Origin of the sequence: Rhodopseudomonas julia (assembly GCF_030813515.1) — a bacterium.
GTDB classification, from domain to species: Bacteria; Pseudomonadota; Alphaproteobacteria; order Rhizobiales; family Afifellaceae; genus Afifella; species Afifella julia.
Genome location: NZ_JAUSUK010000002.1, coordinates 783027 through 803156 on the forward strand (window position 1 = coordinate 783027; position 20130 = coordinate 803156).

Here is a 20130-nt window from a genome sequence, read left to right on the forward strand (position 1 = left end):
CGCGCTTGCCGCGCGCACTGTTGCTGAGGGAAGTTTAGGATCCTCAAATCTACTATGAAAGTATCATTGAATAAATTCGGATATTTGAATCGTGCGATCGTGTAAAAATATTTTCTGATTCAACAGACTGACGGTGCGATTTGGAGGGGTGCTTGTCTGTTGCTTCGCGCTCAGGCGAATGCTGCCTCTCTCTGGCGATCACCGTTGCGGCGGAGGAGGTCACCATCGTGACGGCAAGGTGGCGCTCGATCAGGTCCGCGGATCGCGCTTTTGCGCCGAATTCGTTTTCACGCCGATGCGCGGGTTCCATCAGCATGGCCTCTGCCGTCCCAAGCGGAAGACGTTGGTCGCTTTTTTTCCGGAGCGCTTTGTTCTATCCGGGGAGGGGACGGTCGTCATGCCGTCGCGCCCTTAGGCTCCATCACCGGACCGCGTCTTGCCTTCGTCCTTCTCCTCCTTTCCCCGGATCTCGTTGCCCGTCCTGAGGGCATGCTGACCGTGACGTCCTTTCTCCTGACGTGCGTTCTCGTTTTTCTGGGGGGCGCTATCGGCGGCCTCGGCCGCTTTTTCGTGTCGGGTTTCGTGGCGCGCCGCTTCGGCGAGACATTTCCGTGGGGCACGCTCACGGTCAATGTGATCGGCTGCGCGGCGATCGGCATCCTTGCTGCCCTTTTTTTCGATCCGGCGAGGCAGGGCCCGTCGAACCTGCCGCTCTGGGCGCTGTTCGTCACGGGCGGCCTCGGGAGTTTCACGACCGTCTCTTCCTTCGCATTGCAGACATTGGCGCTGGCGCGGGCGGGCGAGCCGCTCGATGCCGTCCTCAACATCGCAGTGTCGCTTGCCGCCTGTCTTCTCGCGGCCGCTTCCGGCTTTGGCGGCGCCTATGCGCTGCTGGGGGGCTGAGGTCATGCCGCGCCAGGTGCGCCTCCTCATGGCCGTGGCGCTCGGCGCCGCCAGCGGCTCGCTCTTGCGCTATCTCTCATCGCTGGCCGCGCTTGCGCTTTTCGGCTCCGGATTTGCGTGGGGGACGCTCTTCGTGAACGTCGTCGGCTCGTTTCTGATCGGGCTTTACTCCACCCTGACGGAGCCTGATGGGCGCATCATGGCGGGGCCCATTCTGCGTCAGGGTGTGCTCACCGGCTTTTGCGGTGGTTTCACAACCTTCTCCGTCTTCAGCCTGGAGACCTTTCTTCTCCTTCAGGCGCAGGCTTTCGGGGTTGCCGCGCTCAACGTCGCGGCGTCCGTCATTCTCTGGCTCGTCGCCGTTTGGATCGGGTACCGTATCGGCGTGCGCCTCAACCGTCTGAAAGGAAGCTGAGCCATGCCTGACACCAAGGATGCGCGCCTCCTACGCCTTTTCATCGGCGAGAGCGACGAGCATGAAGGCCGTCCACTTTACGAAGCGATCGTGCTGAAAGCGCGGGAGATGGGTCTCGCCGGGGCGACGGTCCTGCGCGGGCCGATGGGGTTCGGCCGCTCCAGCCGACTGCATACCTCGAAGATCCTGCGCCTCTCGGAGGATCTGCCGCTCATCATCGAGATCGTCGACACGGCTGAGAGGATCGAGAGCTTCGTTCGTGCCGCTGAGCCGATGCTGGGCAGCGGTCTCGTCACGCTGGAGAAGGTCGAAGTCGTGCGCTACGGACACGATGCCGGGCTGGAATAGGGGGCTGAAAGGCACCTTTGCAGCTCGCGCAGCCGGCTTTTGGACGCAAGGGAAGCCCGGTTCGACGAAGCTGTTTTGCGGTTTCGTCGCCCTGGCCATTCGATCGGGCGCGCGCGTGGTTGCCCGCCGCTCTTCTGCCCGCTAGAACGCCGCGATTATATCTTTGTGGCTCGCCGTGACGCGAGCCCCTCTCATCTTCAGGAAGGGTGCCGGAAATGCGCGTTTACTACGACCGCGATGCGGACGTGAATCTCATCAAAGACAAGAAGGTCGCCGTCGTCGGTTATGGCAGCCAGGGCCATGCCCATGCGCTGAATATGCGCGATTCAGGTGTCAAGGACGTGGCTATCGCGCTGCGCGAAGGCTCCTCCTCGGCCAAGAAGGCGGAAGCCTCCGGCCTCAAGGTGATGTCGGTTGCCGATGCAGCAGCCTGGGCCGACCTCATCATGATGTGCACGCCCGATGAGCTGCAGGCCGACATCTACAACGAGCACATCGCTCCCAACATCAAGGACGGTGCGGCGATCGCCTTCGCCCACGGCCTCAACGTGCATTTCAATCTGATCGAGCCGAAGGCGAGCGTCGACGTGATCATGATCGCGCCGAAAGGGCCGGGTCACACCGTGCGTTCGGAATATCAGCGCGGAGCGGGCGTTCCCTGCCTTGTCGCCGTTCAGCAGGATGCGACCGGCAATGCGCACGACGTTGCGGTCGCCTATGCGTCGGCGATCGGCGGCGGCCGTGCCGGCATCATCGAGACGACCTTCAAGGAAGAGTGCGAAACCGACCTCTTCGGCGAGCAGGCCGTTCTGTGCGGTGGTGTCGTGGAGCTGATGCGTGCCGGTTTCGAGACGCTGGTGGAAGCCGGCTATGCACCGGAGATGGCGTATTTCGAATGCGTTCACGAGATGAAGCTCATCGTCGACCTCATCTATGAGGGCGGCATCGCCAACATGAACTACTCGATCTCCAACACCGCCGAATACGGCGAGTACATGTCCGGTCCTCGGGTGATCACCGACGAATCCCGGCAGGCCATGCGCGCTGTCTTGAAGGACATCCAGACCGGCAAGTTCACCTCCGATTGGATGACCGAGTGCCGCGCGGGCCAGCCCCGCTTCAAGGGCACGCGCCGCATGAACGACGCGCATCAGCTGGAGTCGACCGGCGCGAAACTGCGCGAGATGATGCCCTGGATCAAAGAGAACCAGCTCGTCGACAAGGCGAAGAACTGAGGCTGCGGCGAGGGTGACAATCCTCGCCTCGCGTCACGGTTTCGAGGGGGTCGGCATGCCGGCCCCCTTTTTCGTTCGGTGTTGTGTCTGAGGGGCTACCGCTAGCGGATAAATTGCACGCCGATCTGATCGCCCTTGCGCCAGATGACTTCGGCTTGCAGCATCACGTTGTCTGATTCCAGGAGAAGCTCGAAGCTCTCCGGGACGGCGACGGGGTTCGTAACCTTGAGCTTCGCCCCGCCCTTCGACAGGTCTCGCACCACACAATCGATCGTGGAGTGACGGTCGTTCAGCACGATTTTTGCGGATTTGAGGGCCCTTGCGCGGTGCTCGGACCGCTTTTCCTGATCTTCCATCCTTGTCAACCCAGGGTTTCTCCGTCCAAGAATACCTTTCACCCGTTCATCAGGCGTAAACGCAAGCCCTTTCACGCAACGATCGGAAAGGGATTTGGCTGACCGGATCGGGGTTGCGACTGCCAGGAAAGCCGATGCTCAGCCTCTTTGACATTTCTGCCCTTCTGCTCGTGCTGTCGGCCCTCTTCGGGTGGGTCAATGTGCGCTTCATTCGCCTGCCGCATACGATCGGCATGCTGCTGATGGCGCTTTTCGCCTCGCTCGCCATCGTGGCCTTCGACGTGGTCGTACCCGGCTCGCATGTGCGCGAAGCTTTTACGGAGACGATCCGGCAGATCGATTTTTTCGATACACTGATGCACGGCATGCTGGCGTTTCTCCTCTTCGCGGGTGCCCTGCATGTCGATTTCGGGCTTTTGAGATCGGAACGCTGGGCCGTCGGCCTGATGGCGAGCCTCGGCGTCCTTATCTCCACCGTCATCATCGGCTTCGGCTTTTATTTCGGCGCGAACCTCTTGGGCGTCGATCTCTCGCTTCCCTGGGCGTTCGTCTTCGGCGCGTTGATCAGCCCGACGGATCCGGTCGCGGTGCTGTCGCTGTTGAAGTCGGTGCGCGTGCCCGAGACCCTCGAAGTCAAGATCGCCGGCGAAAGCCTCTTCAATGACGGTGTCGGCATCGTCGTCTTTACGGTTCTTCTTGCGATCGCAGCGGGGGGAGGCGAGATCGAACCGCTCCATATCGGCGAGATCTTCCTTCTGGAAGCGGGCGGGGGCGCGCTCCTCGGCTTCGTCGGCGGATGGATCGCCGTGCGGCTGATGCAGTCGATCGATCATTATCCCGTCGAGATCCTCCTCAGCCTCGCGCTGGTGACCGGGCTCTATGCGGCGGCGCTCGCTCTCCACATGTCGGGACCGATCGCGGTCGTCGTGGCCGGTCTTCTCGTCGGCAATCGCGGCCAGCGCACGGCCATGAGCGAGGAGACGAAGACCTATCTCTTTCATTTCTGGGAGGTGATCGACGAGCTTTTGAACTCAGTCCTGTTCCTCCTCATCGGGCTTGAGGTTCTTATCGTCGCGACCGATCCGGAGCTTGCGCTTTTTGCTTTGGCTGCAATCCCGCTCGTGCTTGTGGCGCGCTTCGTCTCCGTTTTCCTGCCGATCACGCTGCTCGCTTTGAAACGCACATTCACGTCGGGTTCGATTGCCGTCCTCACCTGGGGCGGCGTGCGTGGCGGTATCTCGGTTGCGCTCGCGCTGTCGCTGCCGGATGTGCCCGCGAAACAGCCGATTCTCCTGACCACTTATGCGGTGGTGATTTTCTCCATCGTGGTGCAGGGTCTGACGATCAGAAGTCTCATACGTCGCGTCGTATTCACTTAGGAGGGGATGTGGAACGCCGTTATCAGATCTACGACGTCTTTACCGACAAAGCCTTGGCCGGAAATCCGCTGGCGATCGTGATCGACGCGGATGGGCTGGAGACCAGCCAGATGCAGGCGATCGCACGTGAATTCAACTTGTCGGAGACGGTCTTCATTCTCTCTGCGGACAATCCGGCGCATTCGGCCCGGGCTCGAATTTTCACGCCTTTCAGCGAATTGCCCTTCGCAGGCCATCCGACTGTCGGCGCGGCCGTCTGCCTCGCCTCGGCGCGTTTCGGCGGGCAGCCGAGCGGTCAGGACGCCGTCGTGGTTCTGGAAGAAGGCATCGGGCCAGTGCGCTGCGGCGTCAAACTTTCCGAGCAGGCGGGTTTTGCCGAGTTTGACTGTCCGAAGCTGCCCGTGGAAATGGGACCTGCCCGTGAGATCGACGAAATCGCTGCGGCCTGCGGACTGACGACCGGCGAATTGCTGTTTGAAAACCACAAGCCGACGGTCTGGTCGGCGGGATTGCCGTTTCATTTCGTGCCGGTGCAGGATCGCGCCGCACTCGCTGCCGTCGATCCGGCGCATCCTGCCTGGGCCGAAACCTTCAGCCAGGACGGCGTCTATCTCTATTGCCGCGATCCGGAGGCTCGCGACAATCATTTCCGGGCGCGCATGCTCGCGCCTTCGCTCGGGATCGCGGAAGACCCGGCGACAGGCTCTGCCGCGGCGGCCTTCGCCGGCCAGCTTCTGAAGTTCGATCAATTGCCGGATGGAGATCATGCCGTGCGCATCGAACAGGGTTTCGAGATGAGCCGGCCTTCCATCATTCGCCTCGAAGTCAGCGTCACGCGTTCCGCCATCACGGCGGTGCGAATCGGTGGGTCTGCGGTGAAGGTGATGGAGGGCTTTCTCCAGGTCGGATGAGGCCTCAGTTTTCGTACCCAAAGCGAGGCTTTGATGCTGGTCGCGCCCTGCGGCTTCACCGGCATTTGCTTTTGCGCCACGCTGAGGTTAAAAAGCCTGACGTGTTGACGTTGTGGAACGCCGTTCGAATGCGCTCGCCGACGAAGCATTGCGACATTTCCTTCTCCCGTGCCCCTTCGGGCGCGGCGCTGTCGCTTACCCTTCTTCCCCTCGACCTTCTTCTCCTTAGGCGCCCCTGAGCGTCGACAGCCCGGGCCGGTTTCGACCGAGCCGCACAGGGCGGGCATTCAGGGGAGACGCGAACAAGCCGAAACGTTCAGCGCCTCGATGAGGCCAGCCGGGAGACCGGCAAGGAGAATTCAAATGACCATTACCGACGAAGTCCGATCCGAAGGCGACCGCGTCGTCATTTTCGACACCACTTTGCGCGACGGGGAGCAATGTCCCGGCGCGACCATGACGTTTGAGGAAAAGCTCGAAGTCGCTGCCTTCCTCGACCAGATGGGTGTCGACATCATCGAAGCGGGCTTTCCGATCGCCTCGCCGGGTGATTTCGAGGCGGTCTCGGAAATCGCCCGCCGCTCGAAGAATTCCGTCATCGCCGGTCTCGCAAGGGCCAATCCGGGCGACATCGACCGGGCCGGCGAGGCCGTGCGGCACGCGAAGCGCGGGCGGATCCACACCTTCATCTCCACCTCGCCGGTGCATATGAAGTTCAAGCTTCAGAAGGAGCCGGAGCAGGTCCTGCAGCTCGTCACCGATTCCGTCACCCGCGCGCGCAATCTGATCGACGATGTGGAATGGTCGGCCGAGGACGGGACGCGCACGGAATTCGATTTCCTGTGCCGCTGTGTCGAAGCGGCGATCCGTGCCGGCGCCGGGACGATCAACATCCCCGATACCGTCGGCTACACCACGCCCGACGAATACCGCGATCTCTTCATTCGCCTGCGCGAGGCGGTGCCCAATTCCGATCAGGCGGTCTTTTCCGTCCATTGCCACAACGATCTCGGCATGGCGGTGGCAAATTCACTCGCCGGCGTCACCGGCGGCTGCCGTCAGATCGAATGCACCGTCAACGGCATCGGCGAACGGGCCGGCAATGCGGCGCTGGAAGAAATCGTCATGGCGATCGAAACGCGCCGGGACGTTCTGCCCTATCACACCGGCATCGATACGAAGATGCTGACGCGCGCCTCGAAGATGGTGTCTTCGGCGACCTCCTTCCCGGTGCAGTTCAACAAAGCGATCGTCGGTCGCAATGCCTTCGCGCATGAAAGCGGCATCCACCAGGACGGCATGCTGAAGCATACCCAGACGTATGAGATCATGACGCCGGAATCCGTCGGCGTTCAGAAGACCTCGCTCGTCATGGGCAAGCATTCCGGCCGCAATGCCTTCCGCTCCAAGCTGAAGGAGCTCGGCTACGATCTGGGCGACAATGCGTTCGAGGATGCCTTCAACCGCTTCAAGGCGCTGGCCGATCGCAAGAAGCATGTCTTTGACGAGGACATCGAGGCGCTGGTCGACGAGAAGCTGGCGAATGCGGCCGATCGTATCCGGCTGGAAGCGCTGACGATCATTGCCGGCACGATGGGCCCGCAAGCCGCGACCCTGACTGTCAGCCAGGACGGGCAGCATCGCACCTTTCAGGCGACGGGCAACGGCCCTGTCGATGCCGCCTTCAATGCGATCAAATCGCTCGTTCCGCATGAGGCGACCCTGGCACTCTATCAGGTGCATGCGGTGACCGGCGGCACGGATGCGCAGGCGGAAGTCTCCGTCCGCGTCGAAGATCGCGAGGGCCGCGCGGTGACCGGCCGTGCCTCCGATCCCGACACGCTCGTTGCCTCCGCAAAAGCCTATCTCGCGGCGGTCAACAAGCTGATCGCGCGCGGCGAACGTCTGCACGCGCAGGCCGGCTGACGCGGCTGCCCTTGGCACACGAACACACGCACGACAGCATCTCCGGTCCGGCGGACACGCCGGGCCGGAATGTTCTGGACGGGACGGGTGCCTCGCTCGGCGAAAAGGCCGGGCGTCTCGACCCGCCGGCTGCCGGCGCGCGGCTGCCGCGGCTCATCTGGATCGACGTCTTTCGCGGCATCGCGCTCGTGGCGATGGCGGTCTACCACTGCTCCTGGGATCTCGCCTTCTTCGGGTTTTCCGATGCGGGCGTGGCGAGTGCGCCGGGCTGGATTCTGTTCGCGCGCATGATCGCCGGATCATTTTTGTTCCTCGTCGGCGTGAGCCTCGCGCTTGCGCATCATTCCGGGCTTCGGTCTCGGCCGTTCCTCAAACGTCTTGTGATGGTCGCGGGCGGCGCGGCGGCGATCACCCTCGTCACCTATCTGGTCTTCCCGGAGGCCTATATCTTCTTCGGAATTCTGCACGAGATCGCGCTGGCGAGCGTGCTCGGCCTTCTCTTCCTGCGGGCGCCGTTATGGCTCGTCGCGGCTGTGGCGGCTTTCTTCCTGTTCGGCGCGGATTTCCTCGCAGGGCCCGCTTTCAACGGCCGCTATCTGCAGTTTCTCGGGCTGATGACCTACCGCCCGTTCACCAACGATTACGTGCCACTGTTTCCGTGGTTCGGTGTCGTTCTCTCGGGCCTCGTCGGTGGACGCCTGCTTTTGAAAAAGCAACAGGTTCTCAGACTTCTGGCAAAGCCCGCACGTGATCCGATCTCGCAGGCGCTCGCCTTCGGCGGACGCCATTCGCTTGCCTTCTACCTCATCCATCAGCCGGTGCTGTTCGGCCTCGTCTATGCGGCGGCATGGCTGATGATGCGCTGAGCTCTTAGCCCTGCGCCCTGCGCGCGAAGGGGAACCGAGGCTCGCTGCGGTTTCGCCATCGGGGGCAGCATGGAGGGAGTCAGACGAAGAGGATTCGTCTGCGCTCGCGTCCGAGGCTTACGAAGAACGCCCTGAAAAATCGGCGATCACCGCCACGAAGGCGCTGCCGTAGCGACCGAGCTTGGCTTCGCCCACACCGGGGACATTGGCCATCTCGGCGCGTGATCGGGGACGCGCCGCCGCGAGCTCGATCAGCGTCTTGTCGTGAAAGATCACATAGGGCGGCACGTTCTGCTGCCGCGCGATCTCGAGCCGTTTTTCTCTGAGCGCCTGAAAGAGATCCCGGTCGGATTCCGGCACGACAGACTGGGCCGTGCTTTGCGTGCCCTTGCCGCGCCAGCTTCGGCGAGGGGGCGGCACGCGCAGCATGAGGGCCGGCTTGTCGCGCAGGAAGTCCCGGCCGGCGGGCGCGATCGACAGGCCCCCGTGGCCGGCAAGGTCGACGTCGACGAGGCGCAGGGCGATCAGCTGGCGCAGGATTGCGCGCCACAGGCGGCTGTCGTGTTCCTTGCCGATGCCGAAGGTGGAGATCCGGTCATGGCCGAACTGGGCGATGCGCTCACTCTCTACTCCGAGAAGGACATCGACGATATAGGCCTGCCCGAAACGCTCACCGGTGCGATAGATGCAAGACAAGGCTTTCTGAGCCGCGATCGTGCCGTCGAAGAGCTTTGGCGGCTCGGCGCAGGTATCGCAATTGCCGCAAGGCTCGCAATGATCGCCGAAATAGGCGAGCAGCACCTGGCGGCGGCAACCCGCCGTCTCGGCCAGCCCCAGCAGCGCGTCGAGCTTTTGCCGTTCGGTCCGCTTGCGCGCGTCGGGCGCGTCCGATTCCTCGATGAAGCGGTTGCGCAGCGCGACGTCTTCAGGGCCGTAGAGCATCAGCGTCTCGGCCGGCAGACCGTCCCGCCCGGCGCGGCCGGTCTCCTGGTAATAGGCCTCCAGGCTGCCCGGCAGATCGATATGGGCGACGAAGCGCACATCCGGTTTGTCGATCCCCATGCCGAAAGCGATGGTGGCGACCATGACGACCGCCTCGCCATGCTGGAAGCGCTGCTGGTTGGCTTCTCGCTCGGCCTTGTCCATGCCCGCGTGATAGGCGAGAGCGTCGTAACCTTCGCCGCGAAGCCAGGCGGCCGTCTCCTCGCATTTGCGTTTGGAGAGGCAGTAGACGATGCCGCTTTCGCCTTGATGGCGCTTCAAGAAATCCTTCAGCTGGGCGCGGGGATTGTCCTTTTCGGCGATGGCGTAGCGGATGTTGGGTCGGTCGAAACCGGCGATGAAGGCGTCGGCTTCGACGATCTCGAGATGCGACAGGATCTCGGCGCGCGTCGGCGCATCGGCCGTTGCCGTCAGGGCCATGCGCGGCGTTTTCGGGAACTGGCGCACGAGCACGTCGAGCTGGCGGTAGGAGGGGCGGAAGTCGTGGCCCCATTGCGACAGGCAGTGGGCCTCGTCGATGGCGATCAGCGACAGGGTCGTCTGCCCAAGCCGCTGCAAGACCCCACCGCGCAGGAGCGTTTCGGGCGCGACATAGAGGAGATCGAGTGCGCCGGCCTCAATATCGCTCCACAAGGCGCGCCGCTCTTCCGGCGGAAGATCGGAGTTGAGCGCGGCGGCTTTGACCCCCGCCTGGCGCAAGGCCGCGACCTGATCGGCCATCAGCGCCAGAAGCGGGGAGACGATCAGCCCCATGCCGGGGCGGGCGATCGCCGGGATCTGGTAGCAGAGCGATTTTCCGCCGCCGGTCGGCATCAGCACGAAGGCGTTATGCCCGCCGATCACATGCTCGATGATGCGCGCCTGCGGGCCACGGAACGCATCATAGCCATAGACGGCCTTGAGGATTTCGACGGCTTTCGTGGGCATGTGAGGTCGCGTGGAGAATCGTGGGAGCGCTCTCCATAGCAGTTTCGCCCGGGTCACGATCAATGGGCCGTGTCGACGGCGGAGGATTCCTAGTAGGGCGCCTCGACCTTTCCGAGATTCACGTAGACGCTTTTCCGCTCGGTGTAGAAATCGAGCGCGGCGAGGCCGTTCTCGCGGCCAATGCCGGACTGCTTGGTGCCGCCGAAGGGCATGGCGATCGGCGTCAGATTGTAAGAATTGACCCAGATCGTGCCCGCCTGCAGCGCGGCCGCGACGCGGTGGGCGCGCGCAAGGTTCTGCGTCATCAGCCCGGCCGCGAGGCCGAAGGGCGTCGCATTGGCGCGGGCGACGACGTCTTCCTCCTCGGAGAACGAGAGGACGCTCATGACGGGGCCGAAAATCTCCTCGCAGACGATCGTCATGTCGTCGCGTGTCTCGGCGAAGATCGCCGGGCGCATGAAGAAGCCGTTCTTGAAGGCGTCCGTCGTCAGCCGCTCGCCGCCGGTGACGAGCTTTGCACCTTCGGAAACGCCTTTTTCGACATAGGCGAGGACTTTTTGCAGATGCGCCTCGGAGATGAGCGGGCCCATCTGCGTGTCGGGGTCGAGAGGATCGCCGATGCGGATTTTTTCCGTGCGCTCCGTGAGTCTTGCGAGGAATTCCTCGCGAACTGATTCATGCACGAAGACGCGTGTGCCGTTGGAGCAGATTTCGCCCTGCGTATAGAAGTTTGCAAGGAGCGCCGCAGAAACCGAATCATCAATGTCGGCGTCATCGAAAACGATCAGCGCCGATTTGCCGCCGAGCTCCATCGTGACGTGTTTGAGCGTCTCCGCGGCGGCCGCCATGATGCGCTTTCCCGTCGGCACGGAGCCGGTCAGCGACACTTTCGCGATGCCGGGATGGGCCGTCATTGCGGCGCCCGTTTCGCCGGCGCCGAGGACGACATTGAAGAGACCTTTCGGGGCGCCGGCCTCTTCGACGATCTCGGCCAGTTTGAGCGCGGTGATCGGCGTCAATTCGCTTGGCTTGAAGATCATGGCGTTGCCGGCGGCAAGCGCCGGCGCCGTCTTCCATGAGGCGATCTGGATCGGATAGTTCCAGGCCCCGATGCCGGCGCAGACGCCGAGCGGCTCGCGGCGCGTATAGGCGAAGGCATCCTCGCCGAGCGGCATGTGCTCGCCATGGACGATCTGAGTGAGCCCTGCGAAGAACTCGAAGCAATCGGCGGCCGAGCCGATATCGGCCTCCGGGGCCTCCTGGATGGGCTTTCCGGTGTCGAGAACCTCCAGGCGAGCAAGTTCGTCCGTGCGGGCGCGCAGGAGATGGGCGACACGGTTGAGGATGCGACCGCGTTCAGCCGGCGGCATAGCCAGCCATTCCCGCTGCGCGGCGTGGGCTGCGCCGACGGCGCGGTCGATTGTCGCGCTGTCGGCGGCTGCAAAGCGAGCAAGGATCGCGCCATTCGCGGGATTGATCGTGGCGATCTTGTCGCCACCGCCGGCCACCATTTCTCCGGCGATATGGGAGGCGAGGTCGGGCATAAGCGTATCGGGCGCGGTCATCGGCATCACACGGTCTTGGGGGTGGAAGGGGCGTGAGCCGGCGTCGCCGTCATTCAGGCGGGTGCCGGCAGGGGACAAATATCCTGACGAAAATCGATGCGTTGTGCAATTCTGCACCGATGCCGCGCCTGATGGCTTGCACAGCGCGGCTGGCCCCACTATACAGCGCCCACGCTTCGGGTGTGTAGCTCAGTTGGTAGAGCAGCTGACTCTTAATCAGCGGGTCCAGGGTTCGAGTCCCTGCTCACCCACCAATCTCATCGACAACGATTGAGCGCGCTGTGGAGACCCTTCTCCGTCTGGCGCGCCTCGGCACAAAAAACCCGGCCTTGCGGCCGGGTTTTCGCTTTTCAGGGCTTCTTCGACGCCGATCAGTTCGAACGAGCAGGTGCCATCTCGCTGCGCAGCGTGCGCCCGTCATCGAGTTTTGAATAGAAGTTCGCGACGATCGCGCCGGCGATGTTGTGCCAGACGCTGAAGATGGCGCTCGGCACGGCAGCGAGAGGCGAGAAATGGGCGCTGGCGAGCGCCGCCCCCAGGCCGGAATTCTGCATGCCGACCTCGATCGAGATCGCCTTGCGTTTGGCCACCGGCATGCCGCTCATCCGCGCGAGCCAATAACCGAGCGCCAGGCCGATGCCGTTGTGCAGGGCGACGACGGCGAAGATCAAAAGCCCGGTCGTGGCGATTTTCTCCTGATTGACCGCAACCACGGCGGCGATGATGAGGACGATGCCGGTGACGCTGACGAGGGGCAGGGCCGGAAGTGCTGCCCGCACCAGCGTCGGCGCCAGCTTCTGCATGGCGAAGCCGAGCCCAAGCGGCAGGAGAATCATCTTCACGATCGAGATGAACATGCTCACGGCATCGACCGGCAGATACTGGCTGGCGAAAAGCCAGACGAGGAAGGGGGTGACGATCGGCGCGACCAAAGTCGTGACGCTGGTGCAGGCGACGCTCAAGGCCACGTCGCCGCGGCACAGATAGGTCATCACGTTGCTTGCCGTACCGCCTGGGCAGCAGCCGACCAGGATGACGCCGGCCGCCACTTCGGGAGACATGGGAATGATCGATGTGAGGGCGACGGCGACGAGCGGCATGATGAGGAATTGCGCGCCGACCCCGATCGCAACGTCCTTCGGCCGACGCACGACCTCGCGGAAATCCTTCAGCGAGATCGTCAGGCCCATGCCGAACATGATCATGCCGAGAAGCGGGACGATATAAGGGACAAGGGTGCGGAAGACGTCGGGCAGGACGAATCCGAGGACAGCGAAGGCGATGACCCACAAGGCAAAGGTGCGCCCAAAGAACGCGGACACAAGCGCAATAGCTCTCACTGTTTCCTCCTGATGGCAGCGACTGCTGGGGAGCTGCCAATGGCTTGCTTCTAAAAGCAAAACCCGATGGGGAGCGGTCATGCACCCACGCATGCGGCCGTGTCTAGCGATGGAACAAATTAGAGCGATTTTTGCCGTCGAATTGAAAAATTGTTTTTCAGATGACCGGAATCTCGCGCGTTCCGGGGGAATCAATCCAGAGATGGCCGCCTTTCGGAAAATGGACTGTTTCCATGGTTGCCGCACTGCGGGAGGTTTCGGCCGGCGCGTCCAGAATCGCGCCTCTACAGCAGGTGTCGAAGTCTTCCAAGGACTGGCACGGATCATGCAAAGAAGATCTATAGAATGGCTCTATGGAAGCTGCATGGCTCTTATGCGAAGCCTGTTTTCGCGGTTTTCTTTAGGGCCCGACAAAAGTCGAACCTGTGCGAGCCTTCGCATTGGTCTAACTATTTAGCAGATGCAACATAGGTAGGCGGAATCTTGGAAGGTTTGGGGGCCTTCCAGCCTGCGTATTCGATGCATGCGCATCGAGATCGTCATGGAGGGCGGAGACCGTGACAGTGCACAGCCCCGGAAACGGTACGAATGGGCGGACAAGCCGCGCTGATATCGAGCTCATTGGAATCTACGAGATCTCCAAGCTCCTCAGCGCGCCGAACCGGCTGGAGACGACGCTTGCCGGCGTGCTCACGCTCCTGTCCAGCTTTCTCGATATGCGCCACGGTCTGATCGCGCTTCTCGACGGCGATGGGGAGCCGGAGATCGTCGTTGGTTCGGGATGGAGCGAGGAGAACGCCAAGCGCTATTTCAAACGCTTGCCCGAGCAGGCGATCGGGCAAATCGTGGCCACCTGCATGCCGCTCGTGGTGCCAGATGTGCGCAGCGACCGTCTGTTTGCGGGGACCGATCTCGATGGCTGGGGTTCGGAGGACGGCAAGCCGTTTTCCCTCATCGGCGTGCCGATCAAAAACGGCGAGGCGGTGGTCGGCACGTTGACCATCGACCGCAGTTACGAATTCGCCGACCAGACCCCGTTCGATCAGGATGTCCGGTTTCTGACACTTGTCGCCAATCTCCTCGGTCAGACGTTGCGCCTGCACAAGGCGGTGGCACGCGACCGCGAACGGCTGATGGCCGAACAGCGGCGGCTCGAAAAGCAATTGTCGGCGGGCCGTGACGACGGCGTGGCCTCCGGCAAGATCGAAGGCATCGTCGGCGAGAGCCCGGCATTGCGTGCGGCCCTCGACAAGGTGCGGATCGTCGCCCGCAGTCGCTCGACCGTGCTGCTGCGCGGCGAATCGGGCACCGGCAAGGAGCTCTTCGCCTCGGCGATCCACGATCTGTCACCGCGCAGTTCCGGACCCTTCGTCAAACTCAATTGCGCGGCACTTCCGGAAAGCGTCCTCGAATCGGAGCTCTTCGGCCATGAGAAGGGCGCCTTCACCGGCGCCATCCAGCAGCGCAAGGGGCGCTTCGAGCTCGCCCATGGCGGCACGCTCTTCCTCGACGAAATCGGCGAGATTTCCGCCGCCTTTCAGGCCAAGCTCTTGCGGGTGCTGCAGGAGGGCGAGTTTGAACGTGTCGGCGGCACGCGCTCGCTCAAGGTCGATGTGCGGCTCGTTTGCGCCACCAACCGGGACCTGGAGGCCGCCGTCAGCAAGGGCGAGTTCCGCGCGGATCTCTATTATCGCATCAGCGTCGTGCCGATTTTCCTGCCGCCGTTGCGCGAGCGGACCGGGGACATCCCGCTTCTCGCGCAGGAGATCCTGCAACGCTTCAACAAGGAGCACGGCACCGATCTCACCTTGACGGGCGAGGCGCTTCGGGCGCTTTCCGGCTGCTACTTTCCCGGCAATGTGCGAGAGCTGGAAAATTGTATCCGGCGCACGGCGACGCTGGCACGCGACCAGCAGATCGTGGCGCACGATCTCGCCTGTCAGAATGACGGGTGCCTTTCCTCCGTTCTCTGGCAGGGAAGCCCCAGGGCGAGCCATTCTCCCGGATTCCAGCCGCTGCCGGTCATCCAGCCGCAGCCGCAGATGGGCGGGACGGTTTTTGCCGAGGCGGAAAGCCCTGCTTCAACGCCGCAATCCTGCCCGTCGCCCGGCGCCTGCCCGGTGCCTGGAGGAGATACGCGCTCGGAGCGTGACCGGTTGATCGAGGCGATGGAGACGGCTGGCTGGGTGCAGGCGAAAGCGGCGCGCATTCTTGGCATGACGCCGCGCCAGATTGGCTACGCCCTTCGCAAGCATTCGATTCCGATCAAGCGCTTCTGAGTAAGACGGCCCGGCCCGCCAATGTCGGAGACCCGACACGATGTCGGAGCCGCGACAGGGTTTTGTCTCTCGTTGCTGGATACCAAGTCCTTGTAAATACGTAGCTTTCACTCTGGCATGGGGCTTGCTCAACGGTTCCTGAAAGACGCTTTGGACGTGTGTCGCGGAGGGATCGATTGGCTCAGCTCATCTCGCTTGGCAGCCTGAAGGCGCCGACATCTGCCGCTCAAATGCGGGCTTCGCTCGCCAAGTCCGGCTGCGCCTCCTCAAGCTGCGGCTCTTCTGACGGACCCGCCGATATGTCGCCGGAATTGTGGGAGCGGGTGAAGGATCACCCCTGTTACTCGGAAGAGGCGCATCATTATTTCGCGCGCATGCACGTCGCCGTCGCTCCCGCCTGCAACATCCAGTGCAATTACTGCAATCGGAAGTACGATTGCGCCAATGAAAGCCGGCCGGGCGTCGTCTCCGAGCGGCTCGACCCCGACCAGGCGGTCAAGAAAGTCATCGCGGTCGCCAACGAGGTGCCGCAGCTTTCCGTCCTCGGCATCGCCGGCCCCGGCGACGCCTGTTACGACTGGCGCAAGACGAAAGAGACGTTTGAGCGCGTCTCCAAGGAAATCCCGGACCTCAAGCTCTGCCTGTCGACCAACGGTCTGGCGCTGCCGGATTACGTCGACGAGATCGCCGACATGGCGATCGACCATGTAACGATCACCATCAATGCGATCGATCCGGAGATCGGTGCGAAGATCTATCCCTGGGTCTTCTACGATCACCGGCGCTGGACCGGCGTGGAGGCGTCTCAGATCCTGCTTGAGCGGCAGATGCTCGGCCTGGAGATGCTCGTCGCCCGCGGCATCCTGGTGAAGGTCAATTCCGTCATGATCCCTGGGATCAACGACGAGCATTTGATCGAGGTGAACAAGGCGGTGAAGGCGAAGGGCGCCTTCCTCCACAACATCATGCCGCTGATTTCCGACCCTGCCCACGGCACACATTTCGGGCTGACGGGTCAGCGTGGGCCAACGCCGATGGAGGTGAAGGCGCTGCAGGACAAGGTGGAGGGCGGCACCAAGCTGATGCGCCATTGCCGCCAGTGTCGCGCCGATGCCGTCGGCATCCTTGGCGAGGATCGCGGCCAGGAATTTACCATGGACCAGCTGCCCGAGACGGTTTCCTACGATCCGGCGCGACGCGAGGAATATCGCTCCGTGGTCGCGACGGTGCGCGGCGAACATGCCGCAACCAAAGAGGCGGCCAAAGCAGATCTTGCCGAAGTGGGCGATGCGCCGGCGCTTCTTGTCGCGGTGGCAACAAGAGGTGGCGGGCGTATCAATCTACACTTCGGTCATGCGCAGGAATTCCAGGTCTTCGAAGTTTCACCTGGCGGCGTGACCTTCGTGGGGCATCGCAAAGTCGAGCAATATTGCCATGGTGGACACGGCGAGGAGAGGGCCTTCGACGGCATCGTCGAAACGCTGCAAGGCGTCTCTGTCGTCATGTGCGCCAAGATTGGCGAAGCCCCAAAAGACCGACTGGAGAAGGTCGGCATCAAGGCGAGCGACGCCCATGCTTATGACTGGATCGAGGCAGGCATCGCTGCCTGGTACGCCGCCGAATACGGCACCCAGCCTGCCGTGCTGACAGCCTAACCGAGAGGAGAAATCAAATGGCCTACAAGATCATCAAGTCCCAGTGCACCGTTTGCGGCGCCTGCGAATTCGAGTGCCCGAACGCGGCCATCAAGTTCAAGGGCGATACCTACATCATCGACCAGGACAAATGCACCGAATGCGAGGGGCATTTCGATGCCCCGCAATGCGTTGCCGTCTGCCCGGTCCCGGACACTTGCGTCCCGGCCTGAGTTGAATTGGCCGCCGGCGGGCCGGGTTCGGCCTGCCGGCGCTGTCTTGTGCGCCTCGCACGGATCACAGCCGACCTGACATTCGCCATGTCGCGAAGGAGACTGCGATGGGACTTGCCCGCGAAGACGAGGTAGAGATTTACGATCAGCCTCTCTTCATGCCTGGTGCCAAGGTGCGCGCCCGGAAGGCCGTCAAGAACGACGGGACGATGCCCGGCTGCGAGATCGGCGAGATCGTCGTGCGCAAAGGGGATGAAGGATATGTGCGCGACGTCGGCACCTATCTGCAGCGGTATTACATCTACGCGGTCGAGTTTCTCGATTGCGGCAGGATCGTCGGCATGCGCGGGCGCGAGCTGATCGCCGTCGACGCAACCGAAATCAACGACTCCGGCGACGGAGCGGCGAGCGACATTTCGGACGAGCAGGAGACAGCAGCATGAAGGTGATGATCCGCAGCACGCCCAAGGGGCTTTCCGCCTATGTCGCAAAGAAGGATCTCGAAGAGCCGATCGTCGAATGCGAGCACGAGGCGCTGTGGGGCGGCTGGGTGAAGCTGAAGAATGGCTGGATTCTGGAGCTGCCGGAGATGGAGGCCGACACCAAGCTGCCGATCACGGTCGAAGCGCGGCGCCGCCCGGAAAGCGTTTCATGAGTGTTGAGGCGGCTTTGGACGAGCTGGTTGTCCGCAACGCCGAGCCAGTCCTTGACGACATCGTCCGCCGCCTGAAGAGCGGCGGTATCATTCCCTATCTCGGTCCCGGCACGGTGCCCGTCGATGCGGGCGTTCCCGCGAGCTATGCGGCATTGGCCGCGTTCTTCACCTCGAAAGTCGCGCTGCCGAGACGTGCGCGTGGCAATCCCTGGGCCTCGGCGCAGTTCATCGAAGGGCGCAAGCATCGCAAGACGCTCGACGCTTTGATGGCGGAGGCCTTCGCCGCGCCGGTGGCGCCGACGGCGCTTCACGAGGCGCTCGCCTCATGCCCACAAATCCCGATGATCGTCGACAGCTGGTATGACGGAGCGATGCGGTCTGCGCTCGCTCAATGCGGCAGCCGGGGCAGCGATTGGGGCGAAGTGCAGGGGATCACCCGCGCCGGTATCGGCGAATTTCTCTGGTTCCGCTTTTACGACGCTGAGGGTGACGAGGTGGCCGCGCCGGAAGATGAATGGCGAACGCTCCTCTATAAGCCGCATGGCGGCGTGACGCCGGCGCACAATTATCTCATTGCCGATTCCGACTATGTCGAAGTGTTGACGGAAATCGACATCCAGACGCCGATCCCTGAGATCGTGCGCACACGACGGACAAATTGCGGTTTTCTGTTCATCGGTTGTCGCTTCGACGACCAGATGCTCCGGCTCTATGCCCGGCAGATCATGAAGCGCTCCAAGGGCCCGTATTTCGCACTGGTGGAGCCTGAAGGGCTCACGCGCAACGAGCTGCGTTTCTTTGAGACGGAAGCGATCACGCCGCTCGCCGTTTCTCCGGCAAGACTTGCCGAACGCCTCGCCGAGACGGTCTGAGTCTCTTCTTTTCCTGACACGATTTTCAAGCGGCTGACCGCTCGACGGCGCTTTGGCCTGTCGCTGCGCCAGGTCATGGCGAAACGCGACATTCGCAATGTCGTGTCGGTTTTGTCGGTTGTTCGGCTCTCTTCCCTCTGTCGTCTTTTGTCGGAGATCGGACAGCGACTGTCGGAGGTCCGGTCCTTTGTCGAATCTCATAACTGTCTCATAAATAAGAGAAATATCATTTTCTCCAAGTTGGCACGCCCTTTGCGTAACCGAGGGTACGCGGCCGAGAGCGCCCGCTGGAACAGTTTTGAACCGGACAACCTGGAGAGATACTATGAGTTCACTTCGCCAGATTGCGTTCTACGGGAAGGGCGGCATCGGCAAGTCGACCACTTCTCAGAACACCCTCGCGGCACTTGTCGAAATGGGTCAGAAGATTCTGATTGTGGGTTGCGATCCGAAAGCGGATTCCACCCGCCTCATCCTCAACACCAAGATGCAGGATACCGTCTTGAGCCTCGCGGCCGAGGCGGGCTCTGTGGAAGATCTCGAGCTCGAGGATGTTCTGAAGCTCGGCTACAAGGGCATCAAGTGCACGGAATCCGGTGGTCCTGAGCCCGGCGTCGGCTGTGCCGGCCGCGGCGTCATCACCGCCATCAACTTCCTCGAAGAAAACGGTGCCTATGACGATGTCGATTACGTCTCCTACGACGTGCTCGGCGACGTGGTCTGCGGCGGCTTTGCGATGCCGATCCGCGAAAACAAGGCGCAGGAAATCTACATCGTCATGTCCGGCGAGATGATGGCGCTTTATGCCGCCAACAACATCGCCAAGGGCATCTTGAAGTACGCGCATTCCGGCGGCGTGCGTCTCGGCGGCCTCATCTGCAACGAGCGCCAGACCGACCAGGAGCTGGAGCTGTCGGAAGCGCTGGCCGAGAAGCTCAACACCAAGCTCATCCATTTCGTGCCGCGCGACAACATCGTCCAGCACGCCGAGCTGCGTCGTCAGACCGTCATCCAGTACGCGCCCGATTCCAACCAGGCGAAGGAATACCGGACGCTGGCGGAGAAGATCCACGCGAATTCCGGCCAGGGCACGATCCCGACGCCGGTTTCCATGGACGAGCTGGAGCAGATGCTGCTCGATTTCGGCATCATGAAGACCGAGGAGCAGGCGCTCGCCGAACTCCAGGCCAAGGAAGCCGCGAAGGCCGCCGAAGCCGCGGCCTAATTGTCCCCGCCCGGCCGCCGCAGGGCGGTGGCCGGGCCCATCTTCAACATTGTTCGATG

At 62.6% G+C, this 20130-nt stretch carries 20 protein-coding genes and 1 tRNA gene; 16 read left to right on the top strand and 5 right to left on the bottom strand.

The features are described 5' to 3' along the window. Positions 1-52: 52 nt before the first annotated feature. Complete coding sequence (locus J2R99_RS12865) at positions 53-316, bottom strand: hypothetical protein (RefSeq protein WP_307154856.1); 264 nt, start codon at positions 314-316, stop codon at positions 53-55. Between the two features lie 173 nt (positions 317-489). On the opposite strand from J2R99_RS12865, the gene crcB reads away from it, so the two are divergent. The 4 genes from crcB (at position 490) to ilvC (ending at position 2901) form a co-directional block, all read left to right on the top strand. After that, entirely contained in the window at positions 490-903 is a 414-nt protein-coding gene (gene crcB / locus J2R99_RS12870; protein ID WP_307154857.1) for a fluoride efflux transporter CrcB, read from the top strand. A 4-nt stretch (positions 904-907) separates the two neighbouring features. Beyond that, positions 908-1318, top strand: coding sequence for a fluoride efflux transporter FluC (locus tag J2R99_RS12875; protein WP_307154858.1), 411 nt, complete (start codon positions 908-910; stop codon positions 1316-1318). A gap of 3 nt (positions 1319-1321) precedes the next feature. Then, complete coding sequence (locus tag J2R99_RS12880) at positions 1322-1666, top strand: DUF190 domain-containing protein (RefSeq protein WP_307154859.1); 345 nt, start codon at positions 1322-1324, stop codon at positions 1664-1666. Positions 1667-1881: 215 nt separating this feature from the next. Further along, entirely contained in the window at positions 1882-2901 is a 1020-nt protein-coding gene (gene ilvC / locus J2R99_RS12885; protein ID WP_307154860.1) for a ketol-acid reductoisomerase, read from the top strand. Between the two features lie 101 nt (positions 2902-3002). Here the strand turns inward: ilvC and J2R99_RS12890 are convergent, their stop codons facing one another. Continuing rightward, positions 3003-3257 carry a PilZ domain-containing protein gene (locus tag J2R99_RS12890; protein WP_307154861.1) on the bottom strand — a complete coding sequence of 85 codons (255 nt, stop codon included), beginning with the start codon at positions 3255-3257 and terminating at the stop codon, positions 3003-3005. A gap of 134 nt (positions 3258-3391) precedes the next feature. Between J2R99_RS12890 and J2R99_RS12895 the strand changes: the two genes are divergently transcribed. The 4 genes from J2R99_RS12895 (at position 3392) to J2R99_RS12910 (ending at position 8339) form a co-directional block, all read left to right on the top strand. Beyond that, on the top strand, positions 3392-4636 hold the full coding sequence (locus J2R99_RS12895; protein ID WP_307154862.1) for a cation:proton antiporter: 1245 nt from the start codon (positions 3392-3394) through the stop codon (positions 4634-4636). An 8-nt stretch (positions 4637-4644) separates the two neighbouring features. Then, positions 4645-5547: a PhzF family phenazine biosynthesis protein gene (locus J2R99_RS12900; RefSeq protein WP_307154863.1), complete on the top strand. Its 903-nt coding sequence runs from the start codon at positions 4645-4647 to the stop codon at positions 5545-5547. Between the two features lie 363 nt (positions 5548-5910). After that, positions 5911-7473: a 2-isopropylmalate synthase gene (locus tag J2R99_RS12905; protein WP_307154864.1), complete on the top strand. Its 1563-nt coding sequence runs from the start codon at positions 5911-5913 to the stop codon at positions 7471-7473. Positions 7474-7484: 11 nt separating this feature from the next. Beyond that, complete coding sequence (locus J2R99_RS12910) at positions 7485-8339, top strand: acetyltransferase domain-containing protein (RefSeq protein WP_307154865.1); 855 nt, start codon at positions 7485-7487, stop codon at positions 8337-8339. 117 nt (positions 8340-8456) lie between these two features. On the opposite strand, the gene recQ is transcribed toward J2R99_RS12910, so the two are convergent. Continuing rightward, positions 8457-10268, bottom strand: a complete 1812-nt coding sequence (gene recQ, locus J2R99_RS12915; RefSeq protein ID WP_307154866.1) for a DNA helicase RecQ — start codon at positions 10266-10268, stop codon at positions 8457-8459. Between the two features lie 89 nt (positions 10269-10357). Further along, positions 10358-11812: a betaine-aldehyde dehydrogenase gene (gene betB / locus J2R99_RS12920; protein WP_307155705.1), complete on the bottom strand. Its 1455-nt coding sequence runs from the start codon at positions 11810-11812 to the stop codon at positions 10358-10360. Positions 11813-12011: 199 nt separating this feature from the next. Between betB and J2R99_RS12925 the strand changes: the two genes are divergently transcribed. Continuing rightward, positions 12012-12087, top strand: a tRNA-Lys gene (locus J2R99_RS12925). A gap of 117 nt (positions 12088-12204) precedes the next feature. Here J2R99_RS12925 and J2R99_RS12930 read toward each other — a convergent pair. Continuing rightward, on the bottom strand, positions 12205-13173 hold the full coding sequence (locus tag J2R99_RS12930; protein WP_307154867.1) for a bile acid:sodium symporter family protein: 969 nt from the start codon (positions 13171-13173) through the stop codon (positions 12205-12207). Positions 13174-13730: 557 nt separating this feature from the next. Between J2R99_RS12930 and nifA the strand changes: the two genes are divergently transcribed. From nifA to nifH, 7 genes are all read left to right on the top strand, one after another. Further along, entirely contained in the window at positions 13731-15452 is a 1722-nt protein-coding gene (gene nifA / locus J2R99_RS12935; protein WP_307154868.1) for a nif-specific transcriptional activator NifA, read from the top strand. 230 nt (positions 15453-15682) lie between these two features. Continuing rightward, complete coding sequence (gene nifB / locus J2R99_RS12940) at positions 15683-17107, top strand: nitrogenase cofactor biosynthesis protein NifB (protein ID WP_307155706.1); 1425 nt, start codon at positions 15683-15685, stop codon at positions 17105-17107. Positions 17108-17124: 17 nt separating this feature from the next. After that, positions 17125-17319: a 4Fe-4S dicluster domain-containing protein gene (locus tag J2R99_RS12945; protein ID WP_092811139.1), complete on the top strand. Its 195-nt coding sequence runs from the start codon at positions 17125-17127 to the stop codon at positions 17317-17319. A 107-nt stretch (positions 17320-17426) separates the two neighbouring features. Further along, positions 17427-17762, top strand: a complete 336-nt coding sequence (locus J2R99_RS12950; RefSeq protein WP_307154869.1) for a nitrogen fixation protein NifZ — start codon at positions 17427-17429, stop codon at positions 17760-17762. Continuing rightward, positions 17759-17974: a putative nitrogen fixation protein NifT gene (gene nifT / locus J2R99_RS12955; RefSeq protein ID WP_092811143.1), complete on the top strand. Its 216-nt coding sequence runs from the start codon at positions 17759-17761 to the stop codon at positions 17972-17974. Before J2R99_RS12950 ends, nifT begins: the two co-directional genes overlap by 4 nt. Continuing rightward, positions 17971-18846 (top strand): SIR2 family NAD-dependent protein deacylase, encoded by an 876-nt coding sequence (locus tag J2R99_RS12960; RefSeq protein WP_307154870.1) that lies wholly within the window; start codon positions 17971-17973, stop codon positions 18844-18846. Before nifT ends, J2R99_RS12960 begins: the two co-directional genes overlap by 4 nt. Before the next feature lie 325 nt (positions 18847-19171). Beyond that, positions 19172-20071, top strand: a complete 900-nt coding sequence (gene nifH, locus J2R99_RS12965) for a nitrogenase iron protein (protein ID WP_092811147.1) — start codon at positions 19172-19174, stop codon at positions 20069-20071. Positions 20072-20130: the final 59 nt, after the last annotated feature.

Bases quoted from the DNA above. Each gene is read 5' to 3' on its own strand.
- J2R99_RS12960 (WP_307154870.1), top strand. From the start codon at position 17,971: ATGAGTGTTGAGGCGGCTTTGGACGAGCTGGTTGTCCGCAACGCCGAG.
- J2R99_RS12945 (WP_092811139.1), top strand. From the start codon at position 17,125: ATGGCCTACAAGATCATCAAGTCCCAGTGCACCGTTTGCGGCGCCTGC.
- J2R99_RS12905 (WP_307154864.1), top strand. From the start codon at position 5,911: ATGACCATTACCGACGAAGTCCGATCCGAAGGCGACCGCGTCGTCATT.
- recQ (WP_307154866.1), bottom strand. From the start codon at position 10,268: ATGCCCACGAAAGCCGTCGAAATCCTCAAGGCCGTCTATGGCTATGAT.
- J2R99_RS12880 (WP_307154859.1), top strand. From the start codon at position 1,322: ATGCCTGACACCAAGGATGCGCGCCTCCTACGCCTTTTCATCGGCGAG.
- J2R99_RS12950 (WP_307154869.1), top strand. From the start codon at position 17,427: ATGGGACTTGCCCGCGAAGACGAGGTAGAGATTTACGATCAGCCTCTC.
- betB (WP_307155705.1), bottom strand. From the start codon at position 11,812: ATGCCCGACCTCGCCTCCCATATCGCCGGAGAAATGGTGGCCGGCGGT.
- J2R99_RS12875 (WP_307154858.1), top strand. From the start codon at position 908: ATGCCGCGCCAGGTGCGCCTCCTCATGGCCGTGGCGCTCGGCGCCGCC.
- nifT (WP_092811143.1), top strand. From the start codon at position 17,759: ATGAAGGTGATGATCCGCAGCACGCCCAAGGGGCTTTCCGCCTATGTC.
- J2R99_RS12890 (WP_307154861.1), bottom strand. From the start codon at position 3,257: ATGGAAGATCAGGAAAAGCGGTCCGAGCACCGCGCAAGGGCCCTCAAA.
- J2R99_RS12865 (WP_307154856.1), bottom strand. From the start codon at position 316: ATGCTGATGGAACCCGCGCATCGGCGTGAAAACGAATTCGGCGCAAAA.
- nifB (WP_307155706.1), top strand. From the start codon at position 15,683: ATGCGGGCTTCGCTCGCCAAGTCCGGCTGCGCCTCCTCAAGCTGCGGC.
- J2R99_RS12895 (WP_307154862.1), top strand. From the start codon at position 3,392: ATGCTCAGCCTCTTTGACATTTCTGCCCTTCTGCTCGTGCTGTCGGCC.
- nifH (WP_092811147.1), top strand. From the start codon at position 19,172: ATGAGTTCACTTCGCCAGATTGCGTTCTACGGGAAGGGCGGCATCGGC.
- ilvC (WP_307154860.1), top strand. From the start codon at position 1,882: ATGCGCGTTTACTACGACCGCGATGCGGACGTGAATCTCATCAAAGAC.
- crcB (WP_307154857.1), top strand. From the start codon at position 490: ATGCTGACCGTGACGTCCTTTCTCCTGACGTGCGTTCTCGTTTTTCTG.